This is a genomic window from Nitrosomonas ureae (assembly GCF_900206265.1).
Classification (GTDB): domain Bacteria; phylum Pseudomonadota; class Gammaproteobacteria; order Burkholderiales; family Nitrosomonadaceae; genus Nitrosomonas; species Nitrosomonas ureae_C.
Window position 1 is genome coordinate 1,387,742 of record NZ_LT907782.1, and the last position, 25,643, is coordinate 1,413,384.

The 25,643-nt window shown below is 43.9% G+C and carries 21 protein-coding genes; 11 read left to right on the forward strand and 10 right to left on the reverse strand.

Translation table 11 applies throughout. From position 1 onward, the window contains the following. Positions 1-13 precede the first annotated feature (13 nt). A complete protein-coding gene (gene acs / locus CPG39_RS06395; RefSeq protein ID WP_096292568.1) occupies positions 14-1,984 on the reverse strand; it encodes an acetate--CoA ligase in 1,971 nt (656 codons plus the stop codon). 273 nt (positions 1,985-2,257) lie between these two features. On the opposite strand from acs, the gene rimP reads away from it, so the two are divergent. From rimP to truB, 5 genes are all read left to right on the forward strand, one after another. Further along, on the forward strand, positions 2,258-2,686 hold the full coding sequence (gene rimP / locus CPG39_RS06400; RefSeq protein ID WP_172424143.1) for a ribosome maturation factor RimP: 429 nt from the start codon (positions 2,258-2,260) through the stop codon (positions 2,684-2,686). Between the two features lie 23 nt (positions 2,687-2,709). Then, positions 2,710-4,182, forward strand: coding sequence for a transcription termination factor NusA (gene nusA / locus CPG39_RS06405; protein ID WP_096292570.1), 1,473 nt, complete (start codon positions 2,710-2,712; stop codon positions 4,180-4,182). Between the two features lie 88 nt (positions 4,183-4,270). After that, a complete protein-coding gene (gene infB, locus CPG39_RS06410; RefSeq protein ID WP_096292571.1) occupies positions 4,271-6,925 on the forward strand; it encodes a translation initiation factor IF-2 in 2,655 nt (884 codons plus the stop codon). A 31-nt stretch (positions 6,926-6,956) separates the two neighbouring features. Next, positions 6,957-7,340 carry a 30S ribosome-binding factor RbfA gene (rbfA, locus tag CPG39_RS06415; protein WP_096292572.1) on the forward strand — a complete coding sequence of 128 codons (384 nt, stop codon included), beginning with the start codon at positions 6,957-6,959 and terminating at the stop codon, positions 7,338-7,340. Between the two features lie 41 nt (positions 7,341-7,381). Continuing rightward, positions 7,382-8,341, forward strand: a complete 960-nt coding sequence (gene truB, locus CPG39_RS06420) for a tRNA pseudouridine(55) synthase TruB (RefSeq protein WP_096292573.1) — start codon at positions 7,382-7,384, stop codon at positions 8,339-8,341. Between the two features lie 106 nt (positions 8,342-8,447). On the opposite strand, the gene rimO is transcribed toward truB, so the two are convergent. The 4 genes from rimO to CPG39_RS06440 form a co-directional block, all read right to left on the reverse strand. Beyond that, positions 8,448-9,827 (reverse strand): 30S ribosomal protein S12 methylthiotransferase RimO, encoded by a 1,380-nt coding sequence (rimO, locus tag CPG39_RS06425; protein ID WP_096292574.1) that lies wholly within the window; start codon positions 9,825-9,827, stop codon positions 8,448-8,450. Positions 9,828-9,982: 155 nt separating this feature from the next. Then, positions 9,983-10,207, reverse strand: coding sequence for a hypothetical protein (locus CPG39_RS06430; protein ID WP_096292575.1), 225 nt, complete (start codon positions 10,205-10,207; stop codon positions 9,983-9,985). 41 nt (positions 10,208-10,248) lie between these two features. Continuing rightward, positions 10,249-10,860: a hypothetical protein gene (locus CPG39_RS06435; RefSeq protein ID WP_231990424.1), complete on the reverse strand. Its 612-nt coding sequence runs from the start codon at positions 10,858-10,860 to the stop codon at positions 10,249-10,251. A gap of 175 nt (positions 10,861-11,035) precedes the next feature. After that, positions 11,036-11,953, reverse strand: a complete 918-nt coding sequence (locus tag CPG39_RS06440) for a LysR family transcriptional regulator (protein WP_096292577.1) — start codon at positions 11,951-11,953, stop codon at positions 11,036-11,038. Between the two features lie 207 nt (positions 11,954-12,160). Between CPG39_RS06440 and CPG39_RS06445 the strand changes: the two genes are divergently transcribed. The 4 genes from CPG39_RS06445 (at position 12,161) to CPG39_RS06460 (ending at position 17,319) form a co-directional block, all read left to right on the forward strand. After that, positions 12,161-13,582 carry a form I ribulose bisphosphate carboxylase large subunit gene (locus CPG39_RS06445; protein ID WP_096292578.1) on the forward strand — a complete coding sequence of 474 codons (1,422 nt, stop codon included), beginning with the start codon at positions 12,161-12,163 and terminating at the stop codon, positions 13,580-13,582. Between the two features lie 77 nt (positions 13,583-13,659). After that, positions 13,660-14,016: a ribulose bisphosphate carboxylase small subunit gene (locus tag CPG39_RS06450; RefSeq protein WP_096292579.1), complete on the forward strand. Its 357-nt coding sequence runs from the start codon at positions 13,660-13,662 to the stop codon at positions 14,014-14,016. 107 nt (positions 14,017-14,123) lie between these two features. Beyond that, positions 14,124-14,930: a CbbQ/NirQ/NorQ/GpvN family protein gene (locus CPG39_RS06455; RefSeq protein ID WP_096292580.1), complete on the forward strand. Its 807-nt coding sequence runs from the start codon at positions 14,124-14,126 to the stop codon at positions 14,928-14,930. Between the two features lie 61 nt (positions 14,931-14,991). After that, positions 14,992-17,319 (forward strand): nitric oxide reductase activation protein NorD, encoded by a 2,328-nt coding sequence (locus tag CPG39_RS06460; RefSeq protein ID WP_096292581.1) that lies wholly within the window; start codon positions 14,992-14,994, stop codon positions 17,317-17,319. Between the two features lie 14 nt (positions 17,320-17,333). Here the strand turns inward: CPG39_RS06460 and CPG39_RS06465 are convergent, their stop codons facing one another. The 5 genes from CPG39_RS06465 to CPG39_RS06485 all read right to left on the reverse strand — a co-directional run bounded on the left by CPG39_RS06465 (position 17,334) and on the right by CPG39_RS06485 (position 22,483). After that, entirely contained in the window at positions 17,334-18,527 is a 1,194-nt protein-coding gene (locus CPG39_RS06465) for an HD-GYP domain-containing protein (protein WP_096292582.1), read from the reverse strand. A 427-nt stretch (positions 18,528-18,954) separates the two neighbouring features. After that, positions 18,955-19,740, reverse strand: a complete 786-nt coding sequence (locus CPG39_RS06470) for an aldolase (RefSeq protein WP_096292583.1) — start codon at positions 19,738-19,740, stop codon at positions 18,955-18,957. 17 nt (positions 19,741-19,757) lie between these two features. Continuing rightward, a complete protein-coding gene (locus CPG39_RS06475; protein WP_096292584.1) occupies positions 19,758-20,162 on the reverse strand; it encodes an RNA-binding S4 domain-containing protein in 405 nt (134 codons plus the stop codon). A gap of 6 nt (positions 20,163-20,168) precedes the next feature. Further along, entirely contained in the window at positions 20,169-21,401 is a 1,233-nt protein-coding gene (locus CPG39_RS06480; RefSeq protein ID WP_096292585.1) for a bifunctional alpha/beta hydrolase/OsmC family protein, read from the reverse strand. Between the two features lie 227 nt (positions 21,402-21,628). Next, positions 21,629-22,483 carry a hypothetical protein gene (locus tag CPG39_RS06485; protein WP_096292586.1) on the reverse strand — a complete coding sequence of 285 codons (855 nt, stop codon included), beginning with the start codon at positions 22,481-22,483 and terminating at the stop codon, positions 21,629-21,631. A 299-nt stretch (positions 22,484-22,782) separates the two neighbouring features. Between CPG39_RS06485 and CPG39_RS06490 the strand changes: the two genes are divergently transcribed. Both CPG39_RS06490 and CPG39_RS06495 read left to right on the forward strand, forming a co-directional pair. Further along, positions 22,783-24,900 (forward strand): sensor histidine kinase, encoded by a 2,118-nt coding sequence (locus CPG39_RS06490; protein WP_096292587.1) that lies wholly within the window; start codon positions 22,783-22,785, stop codon positions 24,898-24,900. 16 nt (positions 24,901-24,916) lie between these two features. Beyond that, on the forward strand, positions 24,917-25,558 hold the full coding sequence (locus CPG39_RS06495; protein ID WP_172424087.1) for a response regulator transcription factor: 642 nt from the start codon (positions 24,917-24,919) through the stop codon (positions 25,556-25,558). Positions 25,559-25,643: the final 85 nt, after the last annotated feature.

Sequence of the window (25,643 nt, forward strand, 5' to 3'; positions counted from 1 at the left end):
AATTCGGAAAATGCTATTTTGCTGGATATTTCAATTGTTCAAGGATAGCTGGATTCTCCAGCGTTGAAACATCCTGAGTGATTTCTTCACCTTTGGCGAGGCTGCGCAATAATCGACGCATAATTTTTCCGGAGCGGGTTTTCGGTAGATTCTCTCCAAAACGAATTTCATCAGGCTTGGCAATAGGACCAATTTCTTTCGCCACCCACTCACGCAATGTATGAGTAATTTGCGTAATTTCCTCTGCGTGTGGGTATGGGCCTTTTAGCACCACAAAAGCTATCACAGCTTCTCCCTTTATTTCATGGGGTTTACCAACCACAGCAGCCTCTGCAACCAAGGGATTCGCTACCAGCGCCGATTCAATTTCCATCGTTCCCAACCTATGTCCGGATACATTCAGCACATCGTCGGTACGCCCCATGATCCAAAAATATCCCTCTATATCACGATATGCGGAATCACCTGCCAGATAATACTTGCCATGACCTATATCCTGTGAAAAATAAGTCTTTTTGAAGCGCCCGGGATCACCCCACAGGGTACGAATCTGTGAAGGAAAGGGTTTTTTGATTACCAGAAAACCGCCCTTACCATTTTCGACATCGTGCCCAGCTTCATCAACTATTCCTGCAAAAATTCCCGGCAAAGGAAAAGTACATGAACCCGGCTTGAGCGCAATTGCTCCCGGCGCCGGTGCAATCATATGGCTGCCTGTTTCCGTTTGCCACCAAGTATCAACGATCGGACAACGTGACCGGCCTACTTTTTCATAAAACCACATCCAAGCCTCCGGATTAATTGGCTCACCTACTGAGCCCAACAATCGCAATGATGAAAGTTCGTATTGTTCTGGCAAATTCGCACCGAGCTTAATCAAGGTGCGAATTGCAGTAGGTGCCGTGTAAAATGTCGTCACTTTGTGTTTCTGTATAATTTCCCAAAAACGCCCGGCATTAGGATAAGTGGGTATTCCTTCAAAAATCACTTGGGTGGCCCCCATCGCAAGGGGTCCATAAGCCACATAACTGTGACCGGTAATCCAGCCGACATCCGCAGTACACCAAAACACATCGGCAGGCTGGTAGTCAAAAATCCATTGCATACTTTCTTTGGTTCCAAGCAAATATCCTGCGCTGGAATGCTGAACACCTTTAGGTTTACCGGTGGACCCAGAAGTATAAAGTGTAAATAATGGGTGTTCGGCGCTTACCCATTCAGGCTCACATTGGAGGCTCGCATTTTCCGTAAGCTCATGCCACCAAACATCACGCACGGGATCAAATCGAATAGCAGCGCCCGTGCGTTGATAAATCACGACCAATCGTACGAAAATCGGATCAGTCTTACTCAAAGCCTCATCAACAATTGATTTGAGCGAATTGCGTTTACCCCCGCGCACCTGTTCATCGGCCGTTATAACCGCTACTGCACCCGCATCTTGGATGCGCTCATGCAGGCTTTTGGCTGAAAACCCGCCGAATACCACTGAGTGAATTGCACCAATACGTGCGCAAGCTTGCATTGCAACAACCGCTTCAATACACATCGGCATGTAAATGATGACGCGGTCGCCTTTGTTAATGTTTTTTGATCTCAGTGCATTGGCAAGCCTACAAACACGTTGGTGAAGATCGCGGTACGTTGAACGTATTATTTCCCCATCATCAGACTCAAATATGATAGCAACCTTATCGGCTTGCGTTTCCAGATGCCGATCAAGACAATTATAAGAAACGTTTAACTCACCATCACCAAACCACTGAAAAAATGGAGCCATCTGATCATTCAGCACTTGCGTAAAAGGTTTATGCCATGCGATCTGTTCTTGTGCTCGTTTTGCCCAAAAACCCAGATAATCCTCCTCAGCTTCCGCACATAAAGCCTGATATGCTTCAAAACTGGGTATGTTGGCTTTGCTGGAAAATTCTTTCGTAGGTGAAAAAACTCGAGTTTCATTTAATATTGATTCAATGGTCGGCATGCTTAGTCTCCAGTATTTACGGTTCAATACACTGGATCAGAATTGTATCATTGGCACTCTAACAGATACGGTATTCTTACTTTGGAAGCCGGTAAACTGAGCCCATAGTTTTACAAAAAAGCTGACAACAGAGATACGAATAGAAAACGTTGAAAATCGCTAAGGCATTACTCTTTTGCGAAGTTTATATTCCATATTTTATAAATATTTGTTAAAATTAATGTAGTAGATGCGATGGGCTTTTTCAGCCCATTTTTTATTTGTGGTGGAGCTATGACACTGGAAGAATTACTGGAATCAACTCTGCATGGTTTAGGTTATGAGTTGGTCGAGGTGGAACGATCAGCACACAACAAATTGCTAAGAATATTTGTAGATAAGGCTGAGGGTATCTGCATTGACGATTGCGTGACAATCAGTAACCACTTGAGCCGATTACTCGCCGTCGAAAATATTGATTATGGCCGATTAGAGGTTTCATCACCAGGATTAGACAGGCCTTTGCGGAGAGAAGCGGATTTTATTCGGTTTAGAGGAGAAACGATAAAATTAAAGTTGCGTATCCCTTTAGAGGGTCAAAAAAATTTTGTAGGGATTTTACGAGAAGTGGATAATGGCATAATAAAACTTGAAATCGAAGGAAAGTTATTAAACCTTGAATTAAGTAACGTTGGAAAAGCTCGTTTGGTTCCAAGATTGTAGGATAAGGATTTAACTGGAGGATTATGAGCCGCGAAATTTTACTGTTAGTTGATGCATTAGCGCGTGAAAAATCAGTTGAAAAAGAAATTGTTTTCACAGCATTGGAGCTTGCATTATCATCCGCCACCAAGAAACGGTTTCAAGAGGATATTGAGACGCGCATTTCTATTGATAGAGAAACAGGAGATCATCAATCTTTCCGTCGTTGGTTGGTTGTAAACGACGATTCCGTGGAAGATTCAGCACGCCAAGTTGCTTTAAGTGATGCAATAAAAATTGATGCTAATATCCAAGCGGGCGATCATCTTGAAAAACCGCTCGAACCTATAGAATTCGGGCGTATCGGAGCACAAGCAGCGAAGCAAGTAATTTTCCAGAAAATACGTGAAGCAGAACGTGAACAAACTTTGAATGATTTTCTTGAGCGAGAAGATTATTTAATTAACGGCACGATTAAGCGCATGGAGCGCGGCAATGCCATTATTGAATCTGGGAAAATCGAAGCGGAATTGCAACGCGACCAGATGATACCCAAAGAAAACTTGCGCGTCGGTGATCGTGTGCGTGCCTATTTATACAAAGTTGATCGGGCAGCCAGGGGACCACAACTGAAACTTTCACGCATCTCCCCTGAATTTCTAATGAAACTATTTGAATTAGAAGTCCCTGAGATTGAAGAAGGTTTGTTGGAAATTAAAGCAGCTGCTCGTGATCCAGGGTCACGCGCCAAGATCGCCGTTAAATCGAACGATCAACGCATTGACCCGATTGGAACCTGTGTAGGTATGCGCGGATCCCGTGTGCAAGCAGTGATCAGCGAATTGGCGGGCGAGCGGGTTGATATCGTTTTGTGGTCCGACGACCCTGCCACTTTTATTATTAATGCACTGGCACCTGCAGAAATCAGCAGCATCATGGTTGACGAAGAAAAACACAGCATGGATATTGTAGTCGATGATGATAATCTCGCACAGGCCATTGGCCGAGGCGGGCAAAATGTACGTTTAGCTTCCGAGTTGACAGGCTGGGAACTTAATATCATGACCATCGAAGAATCTAAAACCAAGCATGAACAGGAAACATCACAAATCTGTCAACTTTTCATGCAAAAATTGGATGTTGATGAAGAAATTGCAGAAATACTGATGCAGGAAGGCTTTGTTTCGCTTGAAGAAGTGGCCTATATCCCATTAAATGAAATGCTGGAAATCGAATCATTGGACGAAGAAACAGTCAATGAGATAAGAAATCGGGCACGCAATGTATTATTGACAGATGCTATTGCTAATGAAGAAAAAGTCGAGCATGTTGCTGAAGATTTGCTTTCAATCGAAGGAATGGATATCAATATTATTCGAGAATTAGCAGCAAAGGGTATCATTACCCAGTCTGATTTGGCTGATTTAGCTGCTGATGACTTGGTTGAGATGACCGGTATTGATATTGAACTTGCAAATCAACTGATTATTAAAGCGCGTGCACCCTGGTTTACTTAATTTTAATAACTGGCTGATAATAAATTAGCCGATTTTGTTTATTTTATAGTGAAACCTATCTGTAGTTTTGATTGTTGAAAGGTTATAAATGGCTCAAATGAGTGTGGAACAATTTGCGAATGAACTGGGTTTGCTGCCGGCAGTACTGCTGGAGCAGCTTAAAGCTGCCGGCGTAAAAAAGATGCTGGCGGAAGACAGTTTAACTGAGCAAGATAAAGCTCTATTACTTGATTATCTGAGGAAAACCCACGGCACGACTGAAACCAAAAGCAAAGTTACTCTAACACGCCGACAAACCTCTGAGATTCGGAAATCTGACAGCACCGGTCGCGCACGGACCATTCAAGTAGAGGTCAGAAAAAGACGCGTCCTGACAAAACCAATGATGACTGGAGATGCTGATGCTATACCAGCTACAGTGAGTAAATCGGCGGAAGTTACAAAACAAGCTGCGATAGGATCAATCATTGATGAAGACCAATTGGCTTTGCGTAATGAAGAAGCAAGAAAACAAGCTGAGCTGATTGCACGCCAAACTGAAGAAATAAGACAAAAAAGAGCGCGCAAAAGCACGGAGGCGACTGATCATGCACAAAAGAAAGCCACCAAGGCGGAAATAATTACTGAAACTAACCCGACAACAATCGATTCGCAGCCTTCAGAGACTACTCAACCCATCACAGATGCACACCCAATCACCGTCAAGAATAATGAAACTGAACAACCAGGCAATATAGACTCACAATCCAGTCCGACTGGCGGGACATTACATAAACCTCCAGTAAAAGCTGAAGAAAAAACGGATAAGAAAAAGAAACAAACCAAACAACAAGTCATCTGGAAAGATGAGAATACCAAAAAACGGGGTGTTAAAACCCATGGCGATCTTACCAGCGGACAAGGCTGGAGAACCCGCAGAGATAAGCATAGTAAGCCTGTTCATGCGGAAGAACAGAATATTCATGGATTCTCCGCTCCAACAGAACCGATTGTGCGCGACATTATGGTGCCGGAAACCATTTCGGTAGGCGCGCTTGCGCAGAAAATGTCGGTTAAAGCTGCTGATGTTATTAAAGTATTGATGAAAATGGGTAGTATGGTGACGATCAATCAGATGCTAGATCAAGATACTGCTATGATCGTTGTGGAAGAAATGGGACATACTGCAAAATATGCCGAATTGGATAACCCGGAAACTTTCCTGGCCGACCGTGAATCGTCAATTACTGAAGCAGAATTGGTTGCACGCGCACCTGTAGTCACAGTTATGGGTCATGTTGATCATGGAAAAACTTCGCTGTTGGACTACATTCGTCGCACCCGAGTTGCTGGCGGAGAGGCTGGTGGCATTACCCAACATATCGGTGCTTACCATGTGGAAACTGATCACGGTATGATCACCTTCTTAGACACACCCGGCCACGAAGCATTTACCGCAATGCGTGCACGTGGCACCAAAATTACCGATATCGTCATTCTCGTAGTTGCCGCAGATGACGGCGTTATGCCTCAAACTATTGAAGCGATCCATCATGCAAAAGCGGCAAAACTGCCTATCATTGTGGCAATCAATAAAATTGATAAGCCTGACGCAAATACTGAAAGGATTAGACAGGAATTGATTGCTCACGAGGTCTTACCTGAAGAGTGGGGGGGTGATACCATGTTCGTTGAGGTCTCAGCTAAAACAGGTCAGGGTATTGATACCTTACTGGAAACTATATTACTGCAAGCTGAAGTATTGGAACTCAAAGCACCGGTCAATACCCCTGCCAAAGGTGTCGTGATTGAATCACGTCTGGATAAAGGTCGTGGCCCCGTCGCTACAATTCTGGTGCAGTCAGGAATGCTGAAACGTGGCGATGCGCTGCTGGCTGGCGCGGTGTTTGGGAAAGTGCGAGCCATGAATGATGAAAATGGGAAAGCAATTAAACAAGCAGGAACATCTATTCCGGTTGAGATTCAGGGTTTATCCGAAGTTCCTGAAGCAGGCGAGACAGTTCTTGCATTGGATGATGAACGAAAGGCACGAGAAATTGCATTATTCCGCCAAGGTAAATATCGGGATGTAAAGCTTGCCAAACAACAGGCCGCAAAACTTGAAAATGTTTTTGATCAGCAAGAAGATGTGAAAATATTATCATTGATCATCAAAGCGGATGTCCAGGGATCCTGCGGCGCATTGGCATATGCTTTACAGAAACTTGCAACTGACGAAGTTAAAGTCAATATTATCCACAGCGCAGTGGGGGCGATTATTGAATCAGATGTGAATCTGTCGTTAGCTTCAAAAGCTGTGATTATTGGCTTTAATGTTCGCGCAGATGCAGGTGCGCGCAAATTAATAGCTTCCAACGGTGTCGATGTGCGTTATTACAATATCATTTATGAAGCCGTTGAAGAAATAAAAGCTGCACTCTCAGGATTAATGTCACCTGAACGCAAAGAAAGTATTTTAGGGTTGGTAGATATTCGTGAAATCTATCGCATACCTAAAGTAGGCGCAGTAGCCGGATGCTACGTATTGGATGGCATCGTCAAGAGGAATTCGTTAGTCAGAGTATTACGGGATGGCTTAGTAATTCACAGCTGCGAACTCGATTCACTGAAGCGCTTTAAAGATGATGTTAAAGAAGTTAGAGAAGGCTTTGAATGTGGTTTATCACTCAAGAATTTTAATGATATTCAAGTAGGCGACCAATTGGAAGTCTATGAAATTGTCGAAACTGCACGCTTCTTATAGCAAGTGCTCATACGACATATATAGAGCACACATGCCCAAAGATTTTTCCCGTAGTTTACGTATTGCTGATCAGATACAACGCGAATTAGCGGACTTAATACAAAATGAAATCAAAGATCCGCGAATCAAACAACTTACCATCACCGCTGTCGAGGTAACGCGTGACTATAGTCACGCCAAGATTTTTTACACTACGCTTACGCATCAGGATGAAAATTTTCTGATAGAGAAAGGCTTGGAGCACGCTAAAGGTTTTTTACGCTCAAATTTATCTCACCGCATGAAACTGCGCCTTGTACCCCAACTCCATTTTATTTATGATGAATCAGTTGAACGTGGTTTTCGTTTGTCAAAATTAATCGATGAAGCCATTGCCCAAGATCAGGCAATCCATCAAACAGATTCAGATAAATAATTAATTTCAGTTGACTGCACATTAGTATTTCACCGAATAATTTGATTAAGTCCAGGAAACATAATATCAGTGGTGTTTTATTATTGGATAAGCCTTATGGAGTTTCTTCCAATAAGGCATTACAGACTGCAAAACAGTTGTTTCTTGCCGCCAAATGTGGACATACCGGTACGCTGGATCCAATGGCCACCGGATTACTGCCGATTTGTTTTGGTGAAGCTACAAAATTCTCATCAGTACTGTTAGGTGCCAATAAAACCTATGAAGCGACATTGAAGCTCGGTTTTATGAGCACTACCGGTGATGCGGAAGGCATAATCAGCCCGGTTGCAGCAACTGTTCAAAACCCTACACTCACAGCGTGTCAGCAAACACTGCCGCAATTTATCGGAAAAATAAAACAAATGCCGCCCATGTTCAGCGCACTCAAACATCACGGCAAACCACTTTATTGTTATGCCAGAAATGGTGAAACCATTGAACGTCAAGCACGCGAAATAACCATCCATGGAATTCAAATTCGATCACTCCACTGCGATGAATTGCAATTAAGCATTCAATGCGGTACCGGCACTTACGTCCGGGTACTCGCTGAAGACATTGGCAAAGCACTGGGATGCGGTGGAGCCTACTTGACTGGCTTACGACGCACTGCAATTGATCGTTTTAATTTATTACAAGCCTATACTTTATCCGCACTTGAAAATATGAGTGCATCTGAACGCGACAATTCTTTATTACCAATAGATTATTTGCTGCAAGATTACCCTTCAGTTACTCTAGATCGTTTGAGCGCATTACATATTCAACAGGGACGCAATATTTTATGCCCATCAGCCATGCATGGCGTTATCAAGAACGGAAGGCAAGTGCGATTGTATACCGAGCAGGATCAGTTCTTAGGGCTGGGTGAGATCACAATAGAGCAAACTATTGCAGTAAAACGATTGCTTTCAGATTCCTATTTACTAAAATGCACCGCACAAAATCTCTCCAGTTAATGTCTCCCCTCCAGACCGATCATTGCACCAGGAATCTTGCGCATCAATGCAACCATAATCTTTTCATTAACTCATGAGATTCGTATTGTTTCAACCGAGCATCAAGTTAACGCATTTCTGAATTCAGAGAGCCACCTTGTTGTGAAGGATCGCGATTTAGCATGACGGCAAATAAATCATGCGCATCCGATCCAGTAATTTGCACGTCGATCAACTCACCTGGTTGTAGATGTTCAGCATTTTCCACATAAACCAATCCATCAATCTCCGGCGCATCCGCACTACTGCGTGCAATCACTTGACTCCCAGTTAATTCGTCAATCATAACCGTCATTGTATGACCCACTTTCGCAGCCAATCGTTGGCGGCTGATTTCTTCCTGCTGCTGCATGAAACGCGCTCGACGCTCTTGTTTGATTGCTTCGGGAATGTGGTCAGACAACTGATTGGCAGTAGCACCCTCAACGGGAGAGTACGTAAAGCAGCCTACCCGATCTAATTGCGCTTCCTGTAAAAAGGCAAGAAGATCTTCAAATTCCGCCTCAGTCTCGCCCGGGAAACCAACAATAAAAGTACTTCGTAATGTAATATCAGGGCAAATATTCCGCCATTGTTGAATTCGAGCCAAATTATTCTCGGCGCTTGCGGGTCGTTTCATCATTTTGAGAATGCGCGGATTTGCGTGCTGAAATGGCACGTCCAAGTAGGGTAATATCTTGCCTTCAGCCATAAGCGGAATAATTGCATCCACATGCGGATAGGGATAAACATAATGTAACCTCACCCACACTCCCAACGACCCTAAAGCATGCGCAAGTTCAGTCAGGCGGGTTTTTACCGGCCTTCCCTGCCAAAAACCGGTACGGTATTTCACATCAACACCGTACGCGCTGGTATCCTGTGAAATAATCAACAGCTCTTTAACTCCGGCATTCACCAAATGTTCGGCTTCCTGCATCACTTGGTGAATCGGACGGCTTACCAAACCGCCACGCATTGATGGAATAATACAAAAAGTACACCGATGATTACAGCCTTCAGAAATTTTCACATACGCATAATGTTTCGGTGTTAACCGTATTCCTTGCGGCGGTATCAGGCTAGTATAGGGATCATGAGGTTGTGGCAAATGCGTATGAATCGCGGACATGACTTCTGGCAGTGCATGCGGCCCGGTAACCGCCAGCACTTGTGGATGAGCTTTTTTGACGACGTCCCCATCTTCCTTGGCACCGAGACAACCTGTCACGATCACCTTGCCATTTTCTGCCAAAGCTTCACCAATAGCATCCAGTGACTCTTCAACAGCGCTATCAATAAACCCGCAGGTATTGACCACAACCAAGTCCGCATCTTGGTATGAAGCCGATATTTCATAACCTTCGGCCCGCAACTGGGTCAATATTTGTTCTGAATCAACCAAGGCCTTGGGACACCCCAAAGAGACAAAACCAACTTTTTGTGCAAACTGCTTACCTGCTGACATAAAATAATTATATGGAGATAGTTAGGGTAAAAACTCTGGATTGTATCTGGGTACCGATTCAAACAATTCGTTTCTCTCAATCCGTGACAAAACAATCAGAAATCCTGCCAATTCGGTAACCCGATAGACAGTAATTAGTCTCAACTTGCGACTGATTACGCGGATCCAGTAAATCGGGCTGCGTCAATAATTGACCAGAGATGAAAAATTCCGCCGATAACTGCAGGAACAATCAACACCGCAAAAAAGTAGCCTGTGCCACAAATAGCAAAAAACAAAAAAGCCGGCAGCAAACGCCCCTGCACCAGCTGCCCTAATCCCGGTATAAAAAAACTGCATATTGCAGCGATGACATTTCCACCCGATCCTTGTCCTGACATTATTCACCCTCTTTATTTATTTCAACAAATCAATTTATAGGTTACCCGTCGATGGCATCCCTCTTTTTATTTTCTTTAGCGGGTTGCTCATAATCGATACCTACCAGATCGCCCGCCAGCTTTTTTTCACGTATCTCATTCAAATTTGCTAACTTATTCAACCGCATTGTTGTTTCCTGAGTCATTTGATCAAGCTCTTTCATTGATTCCGGTGACAACGAGTTATTTCTATCAATTTCCAGCTTAAAAAAATGTAAATTGTTCATAAAATTACCAGTAATATCCTGCACTGTTCTCATGGTTGCCCGGAGCACTTTTAATTTTTCTTGCTGAATTTCAGTTTCCCTGATCGACTGTAAGTTTTTTAATCGTTCTTGGTGCAACTGATTAATGCTATCGCGCTGTAATAAAGTCAAAATAGTTGTAACCCAAATAGCCAGGACGCTCAAGAAGCGATTGATATAAGTTTTATACATTTCAACATCACTGGGCGGAGATCCTAGATATCCGATCCAAACTAAAACAGTACATAATATTGCAACGGCTATGGTGTAGCGTTTTCCCGGTGATTTTAATGAAATTAATACGATAATAATATAGGGTACACCACTGGCGATACCTAACGATGTATTGAAATCAATCAATAAAATCAATAGCGCACCCAAGCCACACCATAAACTGACACGAACATTTACTGCAGTCGATTTATTCACTTAGACAGAATTTTATCAAGCTAAGGTTGATCATTCATTAAGAATCATACTTAATTAAAAGTCAGTCGATTAACAAGCGCAAGAATGCGCGATATTTTTATATTCGTCAAAAATATTATGATTGTTTTGATACCAACATCAGCTTTTCTGCTTCTTTCAGTAAAAACTCCCTAAATGCATTTGCAACACTGGATAAACGCTTATTCTTACGGTTGACGACATACCAATAACGAACAATGGGAAACCCCTGAACATTAAGAATTTTCAACCGATTCGTTTCAAGCTCCAGTTCCACTGTATGCAACGACATGATACCCAATCCCATGCCCGCCTGCACCGCTTGCTTGATCGCTTCAGTGGTGTCTGTTTCCATACCTTTATTGATAGCGACCTTATGTGCGGCAAAAAAGCGCTCCATGGCACTACGTGTGCCGGAGCCGGGTTCACGTACGAGAAAAATTTCCCTGGCCAATCGTTTTACCGGAATAAATCGCTCTTTACACAATGGATGATCCGACGGTGCCACGACCACCAATGGATTCTCCATAAAAGATTCACTATCAATATCCAGATTCTCTGGAGGTTGCCCCATAATCGCAAGATCAATTAAATTATCCGCAAGTTGCTTTAACACTGCTTCACGATTGGAAACATTTAAACTCACGGTCACCCCCCGGTAACGCTGGCAAAACTTCGCTAACAAATGGGGTGCAAAGTAATTCGCCGTAGTCACTACTGAAATATTCAGCTTACCACGCTCCATCCCTTTTAATTCATCTAAAGCCACTTCCATATCGGCTAGCTGTTGAGCAATAGAGCGACTGTATTGATACAGCTCGCGTCCCGCTTCGGTCAGATAAATTCGTTTTCCCAATTGCTCCAATAACGGTAAACCAATATTGTCTTCCAATTGCTTGATTTGCATTGAGACCGCGGGCTGAGTCAAGTGAAGCTCATCGGCTGCACGCGAATAGCTCAAATGCCGGGCAACCGACTCAAACACTTTCAATTGGCGTAGGGTTAAATGCAGCATTTAAGCGATTCAGAAAAATTAAAGCATATATATAAGTATAACCTTATTATACATATCAATATTACTTATTTGTTCTTATGTATAAAGAGCGCTATAGTGCAATCCATAGGTTTAAGTAGTCATGTTTGTTGTTTGTAACGCAATCCCCTCTCATTTCTGTCGGGACGGTTGGCTGGAACTGAGTGGAATTTAACTGGAGAAGAAACTATGGCAGTAAAAATATATAACGCTGGTGTAAAAGAGTATAGACAAACTTACTGGACTCCTGATTACACCCCATTGGATACTGATATTCTGGCCTGTTTTAAAATCACACCACAACCCGGCGTGCCTCGCGAGGAAGTAGCGGCTGCCGTAGCTGCGGAATCTTCCACAGGCACATGGACCACGGTATGGACCGATCTGCTGACCGATTTGGACTACTATAAGGGCCGTGCGTATAAGATTGAGGATGTACCTGGGGATGACACTTGTTTTTACGCTTTTGTAGCTTACCCGATTGATCTTTTTGAAGAAGGTTCCGTCGTTAACGTGTTGACCTCCCTGGTAGGTAACGTGTTTGGCTTTAAAGCGTTGCGCGCACTACGCCTGGAAGATGTCCGTTTCCCGATTGCTTATGTCAAAACCTGCGGCGGACCTCCTGCCGGTATTCAGGTAGAACGCGATCGTTTTAACAAATATGGCCGCGCACTGTTGGGTTGTACCATTAAGCCCAAACTAGGCCTATCCGCCAAAAACTATGGCCGTGCCGTATACGAATGTCTGCGCGGCGGACTGGATCTGACCAAGGACGACGAAAACATTAACAGTCAACCTTTCATGCGCTGGCGCGATCGTTTCCAATTCGTGGTGGAAGCTTGCCAAAAAGCCGAGCGTGAAACCGGAGAACGTAAAGGTCACTATCTTAACGTAACAGCACCAACCCCGGAAGAAATGTACAAACGTGCAGAATTCGCCAAAGAATTGGGTGCACCGATCATTATGCATGACTATTTGACAGGTGGTTTAACCGCCAATACAGGTTTGGCAAACTGGTGTCGCAATAACGGAATGCTACTGCACATCCATCGTGCCATGCACGCCGTACTCGATCGCAATCCCCACCATGGTATTCATTTCCGCGTTTTAACCAAAGTGCTACGTTTGTCGGGCGGCGATCATCTGCATTCCGGTACCGTGGTTGGTAAACTGGAAGGTGACCGTGCAGCAACCCTCGGCTGGATCGATACCATGCGCGATAAATTCATCAAAGAAGACCGCAACCGTGGTCTGTTCTTCGATCAAGATTGGGGCTCTATGCCAGGTGTATTCCCGGTTGCTTCCGGTGGTATTCACGTTTGGCATATGCCGGCACTGGTCGCGATCTTTGGTGACGATGCCTGCTTGCAGTTTGGCGGTGGTACCTTGGGTCATCCATGGGGTAACGCTGCGGGCGCTGCCGCTAACCGCGTCGCACTCGAGGCCTGCGTGGAAGCGCGTAACCAAGGCGTTGAAATCGAGAAAGAAGGCAAAGCTATTCTGACCAAAGCAGCCAAAAGCAGTCCTGAACTGAAAATCGCCATGGAAACATGGAAAGAGATCAAGTTCGAGTTTGATACGGTTGATAAACTGGACATAGCTCACAAGTAAGAATGCAAACTCAAGGAGAAGAGTTAATGGTTAACGTTGCTTTCCTCCTTCATCTTTCAAAAATTGAGGAATAAATAATGAGCGAAGTAATCGATTACAAATCACGTGTCAGTGATCCGGCAAGCCGTAAATTTGAAACATTTTCCTATCTGCCTGCAATGGCTGACAAAGATATCAAAAAGCAAGTGCAGTATTTAATCAGTAAAGGTTGGAACCCAGCCATCGAACATACGGAGCCTGAGTATGTCATGGATTCCTATTGGTATATGTGGAAGCTACCCATGTTTGGTGAAACTGATGTAGAAAAAGTACTTGCAGAAGCCGCCGCTTGTCATAAAGCGAATCCGAACAATCATGTCCGTTTGATTGGTTACAACAATTTTACCCAATCGCAAGGTACCGCCATGGTGATATACCGCGGCAAGACTGTTTAAAACACAGCGGGTTTCGTACCCTGGAACCCCCTTTGCCTGTAATAGGATCGGGGGTTTTTTTTGATCAAAATAAAGTACTTATCAGATCGCTATAACAGGAGTTCATCATGAGCAAAATCATTGATCAATACCGTGTGACCGCAGAGCCTTATTACCATCCCGTAGCTGATGAAGTGGAATTATATGAAGCGGCCTATTCCGTGCGCATGCCTATGATGCTGAAAGGTCCTACAGGATGCGGCAAAACCCGTTTTGTTGAACACATGGCGTGGAAATTAAAAAAACCGCTGATTACCGTTGCCTGTAATGAAGATATGACCGCATCCGATTTGGTGGGTCGCTTTCTGCTGGATGCCAATGGAACACGCTGGCAGGATGGTCCGTTGGCTGTCGCCGCACGCTATGGCGCTATCTGCTATCTGGATGAAGTCGTTGAAGCACGCCAGGATACAACCGTGGTAATCCATCCATTAACCGATAATCGCCGTGTCCTGCCATTGGAAAAAAAGGGCGAACTCGTTCATGCGCATGCTGATTTCCAAATCGTCATTTCCTACAATCCGGGTTATCAAAGTTTGATGAAAGACCTCAAACAATCGACCAAGCAACGTTTTGGCGCACTGGATTTTAATTATCCCAGTCATAACATTGAGAGTGAAATTATCGCGCATGAAACCGGCGTATCCACTGAAATTGCAGAGAAACTGGTGTCGATTGCCGAACGTGCGCGTAATTTGAAAGGCCATGGATTGGACGAAGGCATCTCAACACGTATGTTGATCTACGCCGGCAGTCTCATCGTCAAAAAAGTGGATGCTCACGCTGCGTGCCGGGTTGCCCTGGTTCGCCCCATTACCGATGACCCTGATATGCGCGATGCACTGGATGCCGCTGTTTCAACTTTCTTTAATTAAAACTGGGCTGATCCATTGCATACAACAGTTGCTCAATAATCTTTTATAAGAGTGTGTCACGATGAGTATTAATCTGGATGACTACAAAGAATTACTGGAAGATCTGGAACCGGAATCGGTTGAATTACTCAGTCATGCCTGGCCTGAGGTAGTGAAAACGTTTTCGGCGCGGGGATTGGATAATTATCTGAAAGGCGTCTCGGCACTGCGTGGATTGGGCCGTGGACGCAGCCTGGTGGATTGCTGGATTGACGAAATCCCATTGGTTGCCAAAGAAATTGGTGAGGATATCATCAGCGATCTGGCGACTTCCGTGCTTTCACTTGCATCAAGAACTTCAGGTGCGGTGATCGAATTGGTATTAGCCACCTCCCCAACAGCCGCCAAGCGCTTAGGTGACGCCCAATTATTCCAGAATTACCTGCAATTTCTGAATACCCTGATTGCACAAGCACCTCGCGGCATGCGCCCCATGCTCAACAAACTGGACATCCTGTTCGGACAACTGACTCTGGGGGGCTTGCGTCGGTGGGCGATGTGGGGAGCCCATGCCCATCGCACGGACTATGAAGAGCAAATGAAGTATTTTGGATTGGAATCCAAAGAATCGCTCGCAGTTTTACAAAAAGAACGTAAAGGTACGCTGTTTGTCGACGTGCAACGCCGTATCAATATGTATTTGCGCGCACTGTGGGGCCGGGATTTTTTCATGAAACCCACTTCCGGTGATTTCGAATCGCGCGAGGGCTACAAACCTTATATTGAAAATTATTTCATCTACTTACCCGATGCTTATGACAGCTATGGTGATGTCACCGCCACCGAAGTTTATCGGGCCGCCGCCGCACATGCTGCCGCACATCTGGTGGAAACCAAACAACCGATTTCTGCGGAAGGATTGAATCCGATGCAAATGGCAGTGATCTCCGTGATTGAAGATGCACGCATCGAAGAACTTGCCATCTGCCGATTTCCCGGTCTACGCAAAACCTGGGCAACGTTGCATACCGCCACCCCGGATATGGCTGCCACGATGGGCGATTATCTCAATCGCCTAGCACGCGCTTTGCTCGATCCAGATTATCACGATACCGATCACTGGATCGCAGAAGGCCGTCGTCTTTTTGCAGCCGCACAGAACAAACTGGACAGCTATCAAATTTCCTGGGACATTGGAGTTCAACTGGCCCACAGCTTTAGAGAAAAAGACATTCCCTTTGCCATGCTCACGGATCACCTCACCGCACCGTATCGCGATGACAACCGTTATTTCTGGGAATTCGAAGAGTTTGATTTAAACAAATCATTATCGGCTGGTTATGAAGCACCGAAACAAGTGCGCAAATACGTCAATGTGATGGAATTCGCCAACGAAGTCGAAGTGGAATCAGCCGGAGACGATGCGCAGGAAATCTGGGTCATGGGCACCGAATTCTTCCCGTACGAAGACATGGGTGTTTCATACAACGATATGGAAGGCAAGGAGCCGGTGTCAGCGCCCTATCACTACTCCGAATGGGATTACCAGATTCAACTGGAACGCCCTGACTGGGCGACGGTACAGGAAAAACGCGCCAAGTTGGGTGACATGCAGTGTATTGAGGACATCGCGCAACAATACAAACGCGAGATTGCACGCATGAAATTCTTGCTCGATGCGATGCAACCGCAAGGCACCCGCCGCATCCGTAAACTGGAAGATGGCGATGAGATCGACATCAATGCCGCGATTCGTTCGATGATCGATATCCGCATGGGTATGCAGCCCGATCCACGCATCATGATGCGCTCGGTACGCAAAGTACGTGATATCTCGGTGCTAGTGCTGCTCGATCTATCCGAATCCACCAATGAAAAAGTAGCCGGACAAGACTACTCCGTGCTGGATCTGACCCGACAAGCCACTGTATTGCTTGCAAACGCCATCAACAAAATCGGCGATCCGTTTGCGATTCACGGCTTCTGCTCGGATGGACGGCATGATGTGGAATATTACCGTTTCAAGGATTTCGACCAACCCTACAATGAAATCCCCAAAGCCCGCCTTGCCGGCATGACCGGGCAATTATCGACACGCATGGGCGCCGCCATGCGACACGCCACCCATTACCTGAAACTGCAGAAATCCGCAAAAAAACTGCTGCTCGTTATTACCGATGGTGAACCGGCAGACGTCGACGTGCGCGACCCGCAGTACCTGCGCCACGATACCAAAAAAGCAGTGGAAGAAGCAGGCCGATCCGGAATTCTTACCTACTGCATGAGCCTGGACCCACGCGCCGATCAATATGTGTCGCGCATCTTCGGCGAACGCAATTATCTGGTGGTGGATCACGTGGAGCGCTTGCCGGAGAAATTACCGGTGTTGTATGCGGGGTTAACAAGGTAGATTATCAAAGCGAATCATATTCCCTGAATCTTATTGAGATCGAAACCCCATTTAGCGGGATCTTCGATACTCTCAATACTATCCATCCCTTTTGATATATCTATAATTTCAGCTGGAATATGCGCATTGGCGCGTGTTGAGAAAAAAATTTTAACAATGGGGGTGGTTAATTTTTTTGTCGATTGCTCCATCACCACGCCCAACCGCCCGGACTTGAGCTTTAACAAAGTGCCGGAGGGATAAATACCAACCGTTTTAACAAATGCTTGGAAAATCGATTCATCAAAATGTCCGTCTTTCCAGGAGGCCATTTTCCGAATCGACTCAGCCGGCGACCAAGCCGCCTTGTAGCATCGATCTGAAGAAATTGCATCATAAACGTCACATACTGCACCCATACGCGCGAACAACGTCAAGGCATCACCGGATAATTTTTCCGGGTAACCCTTTCCATCCACACGTTCATGATGATGCAAGCAAACATCCAAAGCGGCTTCATGAACCTGGTAACAGGATTTCAAAATTTCCCAGCCACGTACCGGATGACTTTTCATAATAGTAAATTCTTCATCCGTTAATTTTCCGGGCTTATTGAGCACTTCATTCGGAATCACCATTTTTCCTATGTCATGCAGCAGTCCGGCAGTACCCGCTTGTTTGATTTGCACCTCACTTAGACCCAAGTGCCTCCCCAGCGCAACCATCAACACGCAAACTGCAACGGAATGCATGTAGGTATATTCGTTAACATTTTTTAACCGGATCAATGTAAGCAATGCGTTTGGATTTCGTTCCATTGATTGATTGATTTCATTCACCAATAATTCCGCTTCCTCAATTTCGAGCGCTTTACCCATGCGAACATCGGCAAACATTGCAGCTACCGCTTCTTTGGTTTTATTTTGGATTTTTTTGGCAACATGCAATTCTTCCTCGACCAAAACCCGTGCAATCGGTTTTTTTATTGACTGTGGCTTATCGGAATCCACACCATCAAGGATTTTCGCTGGATTAGCTTTAACAACATCCAGACCTTTATTAGTATCAATCCATATTGCTTCCAGATTGGAGCTCACAAGCTTATCCAGGTCTTTTTGCTGAGCCAGTTTAAACGATTTTCTCCAGAATGGATGTTCCATCCAGTTGCCGCGGATCTCATGAATATACATCCCCAGCTGAACCTCATTGGCTTGCACTTTTTTTATCATTAGGCTCAATATAAAAGTAAAAAATAAATTCAATACAATGGACTGTAAACTTCATTCGTAGATGACAATGTAATCACGCATCGATCCTTTCGGGAATAATAAATATTCCTATCAATAGGTTACTTAATATTGATTGACTCAGCTTTCCAATATCAATTACTGATTTACACGAAGAGAATATATTGTGCACTTTTGGGTGGAAAAACTAGTGACAGGAATAAGGTATTTTATAGCCCTATTTATACCGAATACATATTATTTAACTATAATACAGATACTTATATAATGTTAAATAAAAACTTGTGTAATTGGATATTTTTGCTTATAAGATGAAACACATCGATTTTCTAATGGATTGTTAAATATAGCGTGTGACTCTGACTCTCCAAATGACAAACACACAAAGTAATACTTGACTTGCACCTACCTACTTCAGACAATCCGCCGCCTTTCTTAAAGTACGTCGTGCATAATATGCAAAAGCCACGGTACTACGTTGTCCGCGCAGAATCCAGTCGCGTGCTTCGCGCCCTAAACCGGGATCAATCGGCTGAATCCTGCCCGCGCATGCTGCCAGCAAATGCATGCGTGCCGCCCGCTCAAAAGCAAGCGCCAGTATACATCCTTCTTCAATACTCGAACTGGCGATCAATAAACCGTGATGGGCTAACAATAAAGCATGCCTGCTACCGATCGCCTTGGAAATCATTTCGCCTTCATCATTGCCGACCGGAACACCCGGCCACTGGGGTAAGAAAGCCACATCGTCATAGAGCACGCAATTATCCATGTGCGATATTTCCAACGGCACTTCAAGCATGCTCAGCGCAGCGGTATGTACTGCATGCGTATGAATAATACACTGCACATCAGGTCGTGCGCGATACAGCCAGGAATGGAATCGATTGGCCGGATTGGCCATACCATCGCCTTGCAGCACTTCCAAATCTTCATTGACGAGCAATAAATTACTGGCACAAATTTCGTCAAAGCCAAATCCCAGCCGTTGCGTCAAATAAGTACCCGGTTGTTCGCCACGTGCAGTAATTTGTCCCGCTAGTCCTGAATCATGCCCGTTATCAAACAAAATCCTGCAGGTCAACGCCAACTTTTGCGCCGGCGTATAATGTGCGCCTTGCAAGTGTTTATCCATTTGCACCAGCGATTGCTGGATCAATTGTTCTTTGCCTAAGTTGAAAGTGTCATGGCTCATATTTACTCACTGGATTCTCAAAATTCGTCGATGTTTGAAGTAAACCGCTGAATTTCCCGCCGGTCCCGTTTGGTTGGCCGTCCTTTGGTAAAAAAAGGCTGTGGCTGGGCTTTTAACCGTGCGGCCAGCAGCACCCGTTGCTCCTGGCTCTCCTCAGTTTCACGATAAAGCTGCTGTGCTTGTGGCGCAGAGCCTCTTTTATTCGACAACCCCAATACTTCAATCGTATATTGATAATTATTAATACGAATTTCCACTTTATCTCCTACAGCAACTGTTTTTGCAGGCTTGATTTTCTGATCATTAATCGCAACCCGACCACGATCGATCGCTTCCGCTGCTAATGCACGTGTTTTGAAAAACCGCGCCGCAAACAACCACTTATCGATACGATATTTCTCATTATTTTCACTGGATTGCATACACAATTAATCCGTAAGATTAGTATTTATTTGGATTTTGTTTTGCAGCGTTTTATGCACCGGGCATTTATTGGCGATTTCCAGTAATCGAGTACGTTGCTGATCGCTCAAATTGCCCGTCAATCGAATATTTCGTGTTAAGAGGTCAATTTGTGTCGTCTGTTTCTCGCAATCGGCGCAATCTTCGGCATGAATCCGGCTATGCTGCAACTCGACTTGAATATCCTGCACGTCAATTTGTTTGTGATTTGCATACATGCGCAAGGTCATTGAAGTACAGCTACCCAGCGCAGCAAGTAATAATTCATAAGGATTTAATCCAAGATCAGAACCACCCAGTGCAATGGGCTCATCACTGATCACACGGTGATGCTGCGTCAAAATCTCGCGGGTAAATTTTTTATCGCACTCGCGCACAATCACCACACCCTGCTCGCCCGCTTGCTTCGCAACTTCTTCTTGTCCAGCTGATGTTTGATTTGTTTTTAGATAACGACTGGCCCAGGCGGATAATACCTCCGCCACATATTGAGAATCTTGCGGATTGGATAGCATATGGTCAGCATGGTCCAACGACACAAAGCTCTTAGGGTGCTTGGCAGCAGTAAAGATGCGCGCCGCTTCGTCTATCGAAACGGTATCATCCAGCGGCGCGTGAAAGATCAGCAATGCTTTTCTTAATGCCCCAATATGCGTCACAGAATTATATTTCTCCAAATCATCAATGAATTGGCGGCGAATGTTAAAACTTCTTCCACCCAACTCAACTTGTACCGATTGCTGATCTTGCAATTTACGATATGAATCCGCGAACAAATGTTTGACATGCGCGGCGGTTGCCGGCGCACCGATGGTAATCACCGCCTTAACCGATGACAAACCCTGTGCTGCGGCTAATACGGCGGAGCCACCCAAACTATGTCCGATTAGCAACGCAGGGGCAGCATAGTGCTGCTCAAGATACTGTGCTGCTGCTAATAAATCCTGAACATTGGAAGAAAAATTGGTATCCGAAAAATCACCTCTGCTCGTACCCAACCCGGTAAAATCGAACCGTAATACGGCGATTCCCCGATCAGCCAGTGCAAAGGCTATCCGTGCTGCCGCCGGATTATCTTTGGAACAAGTAAAACAATGGGCAAATAGTGCATACGATTTAATAGCACCGGACGGCATTTCCAACAAACCCGTCAATGACTCACCCTGCGAATTCTCAAATACTGCTTCAATACGTGGCATGGACTATCGACCTCTTCACCGCAAATTACCTTAAATCCTTTTTACCTTCAAAACCATGTCCGAATAGTATCAAAAATGACTGATTAAAACCCGCTCATTTGCATGAATAAAAAAACCACTAAACCTTGTGACGCAGAAATTTGACGTTTTATAAAAGCGTTCTCATGCTCACTCAAATATTGGATGAAACGCTAGTAGAAGATTGGAGAATTTGTGTGCTGCCCCTGTTAGGCAAACTTTAATTCCTGCGTGGAGGATAAGTCGGAATCTTGTTTCTTATTTTTCAACGCCTCATCCAAGCGAAATGCGTTCAGATGCTGAATCCGCGTACAGGAATTATCCTGCAATGTGTCAATTGCAGCTTTTGCGATCATAATGGTTTCGGAATTCGCCGTAACACCGGACAGAATTTGTTGCAAAGTTGCAAGATCTGTGACGACATCGTTTCTATCGATAGAGTGATATTTTGCAACTTCAACGCGATGATTGAAGAGTTTTGCCGCATTACCCCAAACTGGATTATCGTGATCGACATTCACCAAGGTTCTGATACCCCACACGATCATTGCGCCAAAAGTTTTTCCAGCCTTCATCTGAGTCAAAATAAATTCAATCACAACGGCTTTGTTCTCAGCAGTAAAGGTATCGCCTAACAAGTGATCGATAAATTTTGTGACATTATGGCGATTGTAGTGCAGAGCCGCTTCACCCCAGTTGGAGTCGGAAGTAGAAACCGAGGATAACACACTGACAAATTCCACAATTAATTCCACTTGAGAAGATCCGGCTGATATTTTATTAACCATATAATCGATGATTAATGCTTTATTCTTATGTGATAGACGATTACCGAACAAATCTCTTGTCAGGGCTGCAGAAAAATCAATGGGAGAAAGATTAACATCATACTGTTTATCAAAAAACAAGATAGTTTGCGCCAATGACTGCGCCAAACTTTCCAGCGCTTGACCATTGTTCAATTGAACGGTGAGATAATTAAGATTGCTCGCGCCTGGAGGCGCGTTGAACATTGCCAATATGAGTTGAAGAATTGAGGTTTGTTGTTTGATAAGCAGTGGCATAAGCTGGATTCCCAAGAGTATATAAGTACTAAAAAGAAAATAATGACGAGATGGGTACCGCTTTCGGAATTTAAGCTTCACTTTCCTTCCAGTAGTTCCGGGAAATCGATAAATAATTATTCAATGCTCAGTTACAGTTTTTTGGAAATTATCGGTAAGCAGATGTAATACACTATCGATTAAATCATTACATAGTAGCAGAGGACTCTTGCATTATCGTTTAAGACGCCCCTATTGGCAATGTGACATATTGCCGCATTCAAAAACCGATAAACTAAAAGTAACCCAAGGAGAGTAGCGTGTTCTTTACTAAGGATGTTCACAAAATTAGCATCGTAGGGGGTCTATTGTTATTGGGATTGACACTGACAACCGGAATTACTGTTTATAATGCGATGCGCCAACAGATTGAAACTGTATTGGGCAGGGGTTTGACTGGGGCTCTAGAAGGTAAGGCTTTATTATTTCAGACGAGAATAGAAAAAGGCATAGAAGACGCCCGGGCACTGGCTCTCAGACCCTTTATTGTTCAGTTTATGCAGGATTTAAATGATAATATCGATAATGAAAGTGCCAGTAACAATCTTACTCGTAATGTCAATTCCCTTACACTGATAGGTTTTAGTGCGGCTGCAGTTTATGACCGGAATAACAACGTATTATCTCAGGTTGGTGTATTCAGCTCGAACGAAAATCCCATAATACCGTTAGATACTGACGAAAACACTAAGCTGATTTGGGATAATGTTTTTGTACTGCGTACAACCGTTAATGTCTTTAACCAGGGAAACAGAATCGGAAGAATCACTACGGAAACACGATTGCCTAATTTGACCCGAAGTTTCAGGGATATTCAATCTATCGGAAAAAGTGTGGAATTTCTAATCTGTGCCAAATTGTCAGAAAATCGGCAAGCCATTGCATGTCTTATCAATAGTCCCGGTTCTGTTAGATTTACACACTTAGGGGTTAGTTATAACAAAGAAGGCAGTGTTTCCCCGAAAGAAATGGCGCTGGAAGGGAAGAACGGCGTTGCTTCTGCAGTCGATTATAGAAATGTTCCTGTTATTGAGGCATATACTTCATTACCCGCTTTTGGCATTGTGATGTTGCTGAAATTGGATCAGGATGAACTATTTATGCCCATTAATGATAAATTAAAAGACATTACCCTTTATTTGGTCGCCCTGATTCTTGCTGAAATTCTGTTATTGAACTGGTTTATCAGAAAACTCATCAGCTCTGAAAAGGAAGCACACCAATCAAAGATTAAGGCTGAAGAGTATTCCATTGAATTAACCAATAAAGAAAAAGAGTTACGTAAAAGGCTAAAGGAAATAACTTGCCTCTATGAGATACGCCAGGAAATGGAATTGGAAGTATCAATCGATGGAGTATGTCAGAAAATTTTTAAGCATCTGATCCCCGCTTTACAATTTCCACATACCAGCATAGCGGAAATTTTAATTAACGATAAGCGCTATGTTTCTCAAGATTACGATAAGAGTCAAAGTATTGAGGCACAATCCACTAATATTATTGAAATAATAAAACCTGTCAGGTCAAGCGATAGAAAATCCATATTTAATTTTTTTATTCACTCCGACATCTATATTAATCATAAAAATCATGGATACTTAAGGGTTTACTACACGCAGGATGCGCACAGCTCCAATACCGAAGAGCAAAAACTTATCGATGCAATCGCAAGTGTTCTAGAAGGTTGGATTGAGCTTAGGCAGGTGGAGGAAGCTTTGGTATCCGTCGCCGAAGGTCAGGTTCATAAAATTGGACAGGAGTTACACGACAATATTGGCCAACAAATAGCCGCGGTTGCATTTCAAGCCAGCGTACTGGAAGTACAAACCGGAGATACGAATGTACCGCGCGAGAAAATCTCGGAATTAGCAGCATCCATTGCACTACAAACTCAAAATCTCGTGGTAAATATTAAGCAACTTTCAAAAGTTCTATTACCTTTCGAATTAGAAGCGAATGGATTGATTTCCGCTCTTCAAACACTCGCAACTAGAATTAGCGAGACGTATAATGTAATCTGTAAGTTCACCAATAATATTAGCGATGAGGACGTAGGCAGCGTAATAGCGCTTAATATGTATAGAGTTGCCCAAGAAGCGATTAATAATGCAGTAATTCATGGTAAAGCAAGGCATATATCAATTTCTTTAACCATAGAAGAATCAAATGAGAAACTTCTGCATCTCACAATCAGTGATGATGGTCAAGGCTTCGATGAATCCGAGTCTAGTTCAGAAGAAGATTTATTTTCTGGAATGGGAATAAAGATTATGCATTATCGTGCAAAACAATTGGATGGCAAGTTAAAAATCTTAAGACGAAATGTAAGTGGTGTAGAAGTGCATTTCATAGTTCCAGTAAATCAAGGTGACAATTAGTACCAAATCAAAAATAATGTTAGTCGATGATCACGCCATGATTAGGCACGGCATGGCAATGCTGATTAACATGGAAGCGGATATGGAAGTCACTTGTGAAGCGGGAGATGGTCCGGAAGCAATTGAAATTATAAAGAAAAATATCAAGGAAAACATTCCCATTGATATATTGATCTTGGACGTTTCACTTAAATCTGTATCCGGGCTTGAAATAATCAAAAGCATCCAATCATTAGCCCCCTCATTGCCTGTATTATTTATTTCGATGCATGATGAATCTGTCTACGCTGAACGTGCATTAAGAGCCGGTGCTCGTGGATATGTCATGAAACAGGAACCCAGGAATGTTCTGATAGCAGCCATTCGCGAAGTATTGAAAGGTAATATTTTTCTGAGTAAAAGTATACAAGAACAGGTATTAAGGCGAATTGCAGTGAGAGGCTATGAGCAAGAGGCTACGGTAAGTGCGCTGACTCCCAGTGAATTCGAGGTATTCCATTTAATTGGTCTTGGCTATAACAGCCATGAAATTTCAAACTTATTATCACGTAGCGTTAAAACGATAGAAACACATCGATTTAATATTCGTACTAAATTGAAATTGAGAGATACGGGAGATTTAATACGTTATGCAACCAAATGGTTTGCAGATCAATAATAAATCTCCTAGCTCTGAATTCTCAGTACTGAATCAACGAAGAAAACTGTCGCAAAGTGAAATTTCACAATTATTCCAGCCAGAT

Bases quoted from the DNA above. Each gene is read 5' to 3' on its own strand.
- rbfA (WP_096292572.1), top strand. From the start codon at position 6,957: ATGCCCAAAGATTTTTCCCGTAGTTTACGTATTGCTGATCAGATACAA.
- CPG39_RS06495 (WP_172424087.1), top strand. From the start codon at position 24,917: ATGTTAGTCGATGATCACGCCATGATTAGGCACGGCATGGCAATGCTG.
- infB (WP_096292571.1), top strand. From the start codon at position 4,271: ATGGCTCAAATGAGTGTGGAACAATTTGCGAATGAACTGGGTTTGCTG.
- rimP (WP_172424143.1), top strand. From the start codon at position 2,258: ATGACACTGGAAGAATTACTGGAATCAACTCTGCATGGTTTAGGTTAT.
- CPG39_RS06485 (WP_096292586.1), bottom strand. From the start codon at position 22,483: ATGCCACTGCTTATCAAACAACAAACCTCAATTCTTCAACTCATATTG.
- CPG39_RS06475 (WP_096292584.1), bottom strand. From the start codon at position 20,162: ATGCAATCCAGTGAAAATAATGAGAAATATCGTATCGATAAGTGGTTG.
- CPG39_RS06455 (WP_096292580.1), top strand. From the start codon at position 14,124: ATGAGCAAAATCATTGATCAATACCGTGTGACCGCAGAGCCTTATTAC.
- CPG39_RS06465 (WP_096292582.1), bottom strand. From the start codon at position 18,527: ATGATAAAAAAAGTGCAAGCCAATGAGGTTCAGCTGGGGATGTATATT.
- CPG39_RS06450 (WP_096292579.1), top strand. From the start codon at position 13,660: ATGAGCGAAGTAATCGATTACAAATCACGTGTCAGTGATCCGGCAAGC.
- CPG39_RS06470 (WP_096292583.1), bottom strand. From the start codon at position 19,740: ATGAGCCATGACACTTTCAACTTAGGCAAAGAACAATTGATCCAGCAA.
- acs (WP_096292568.1), bottom strand. From the start codon at position 1,984: ATGCCGACCATTGAATCAATATTAAATGAAACTCGAGTTTTTTCACCT.
- CPG39_RS06460 (WP_096292581.1), top strand. From the start codon at position 14,992: ATGAGTATTAATCTGGATGACTACAAAGAATTACTGGAAGATCTGGAA.
- CPG39_RS06430 (WP_096292575.1), bottom strand. From the start codon at position 10,207: ATGTCAGGACAAGGATCGGGTGGAAATGTCATCGCTGCAATATGCAGT.
- rimO (WP_096292574.1), bottom strand. From the start codon at position 9,827: ATGTCAGCAGGTAAGCAGTTTGCACAAAAAGTTGGTTTTGTCTCTTTG.
- CPG39_RS06440 (WP_096292577.1), bottom strand. From the start codon at position 11,953: ATGCTGCATTTAACCCTACGCCAATTGAAAGTGTTTGAGTCGGTTGCC.
- nusA (WP_096292570.1), top strand. From the start codon at position 2,710: ATGAGCCGCGAAATTTTACTGTTAGTTGATGCATTAGCGCGTGAAAAA.
- CPG39_RS06445 (WP_096292578.1), top strand. From the start codon at position 12,161: ATGGCAGTAAAAATATATAACGCTGGTGTAAAAGAGTATAGACAAACT.
- CPG39_RS06480 (WP_096292585.1), bottom strand. From the start codon at position 21,401: ATGCCACGTATTGAAGCAGTATTTGAGAATTCGCAGGGTGAGTCATTG.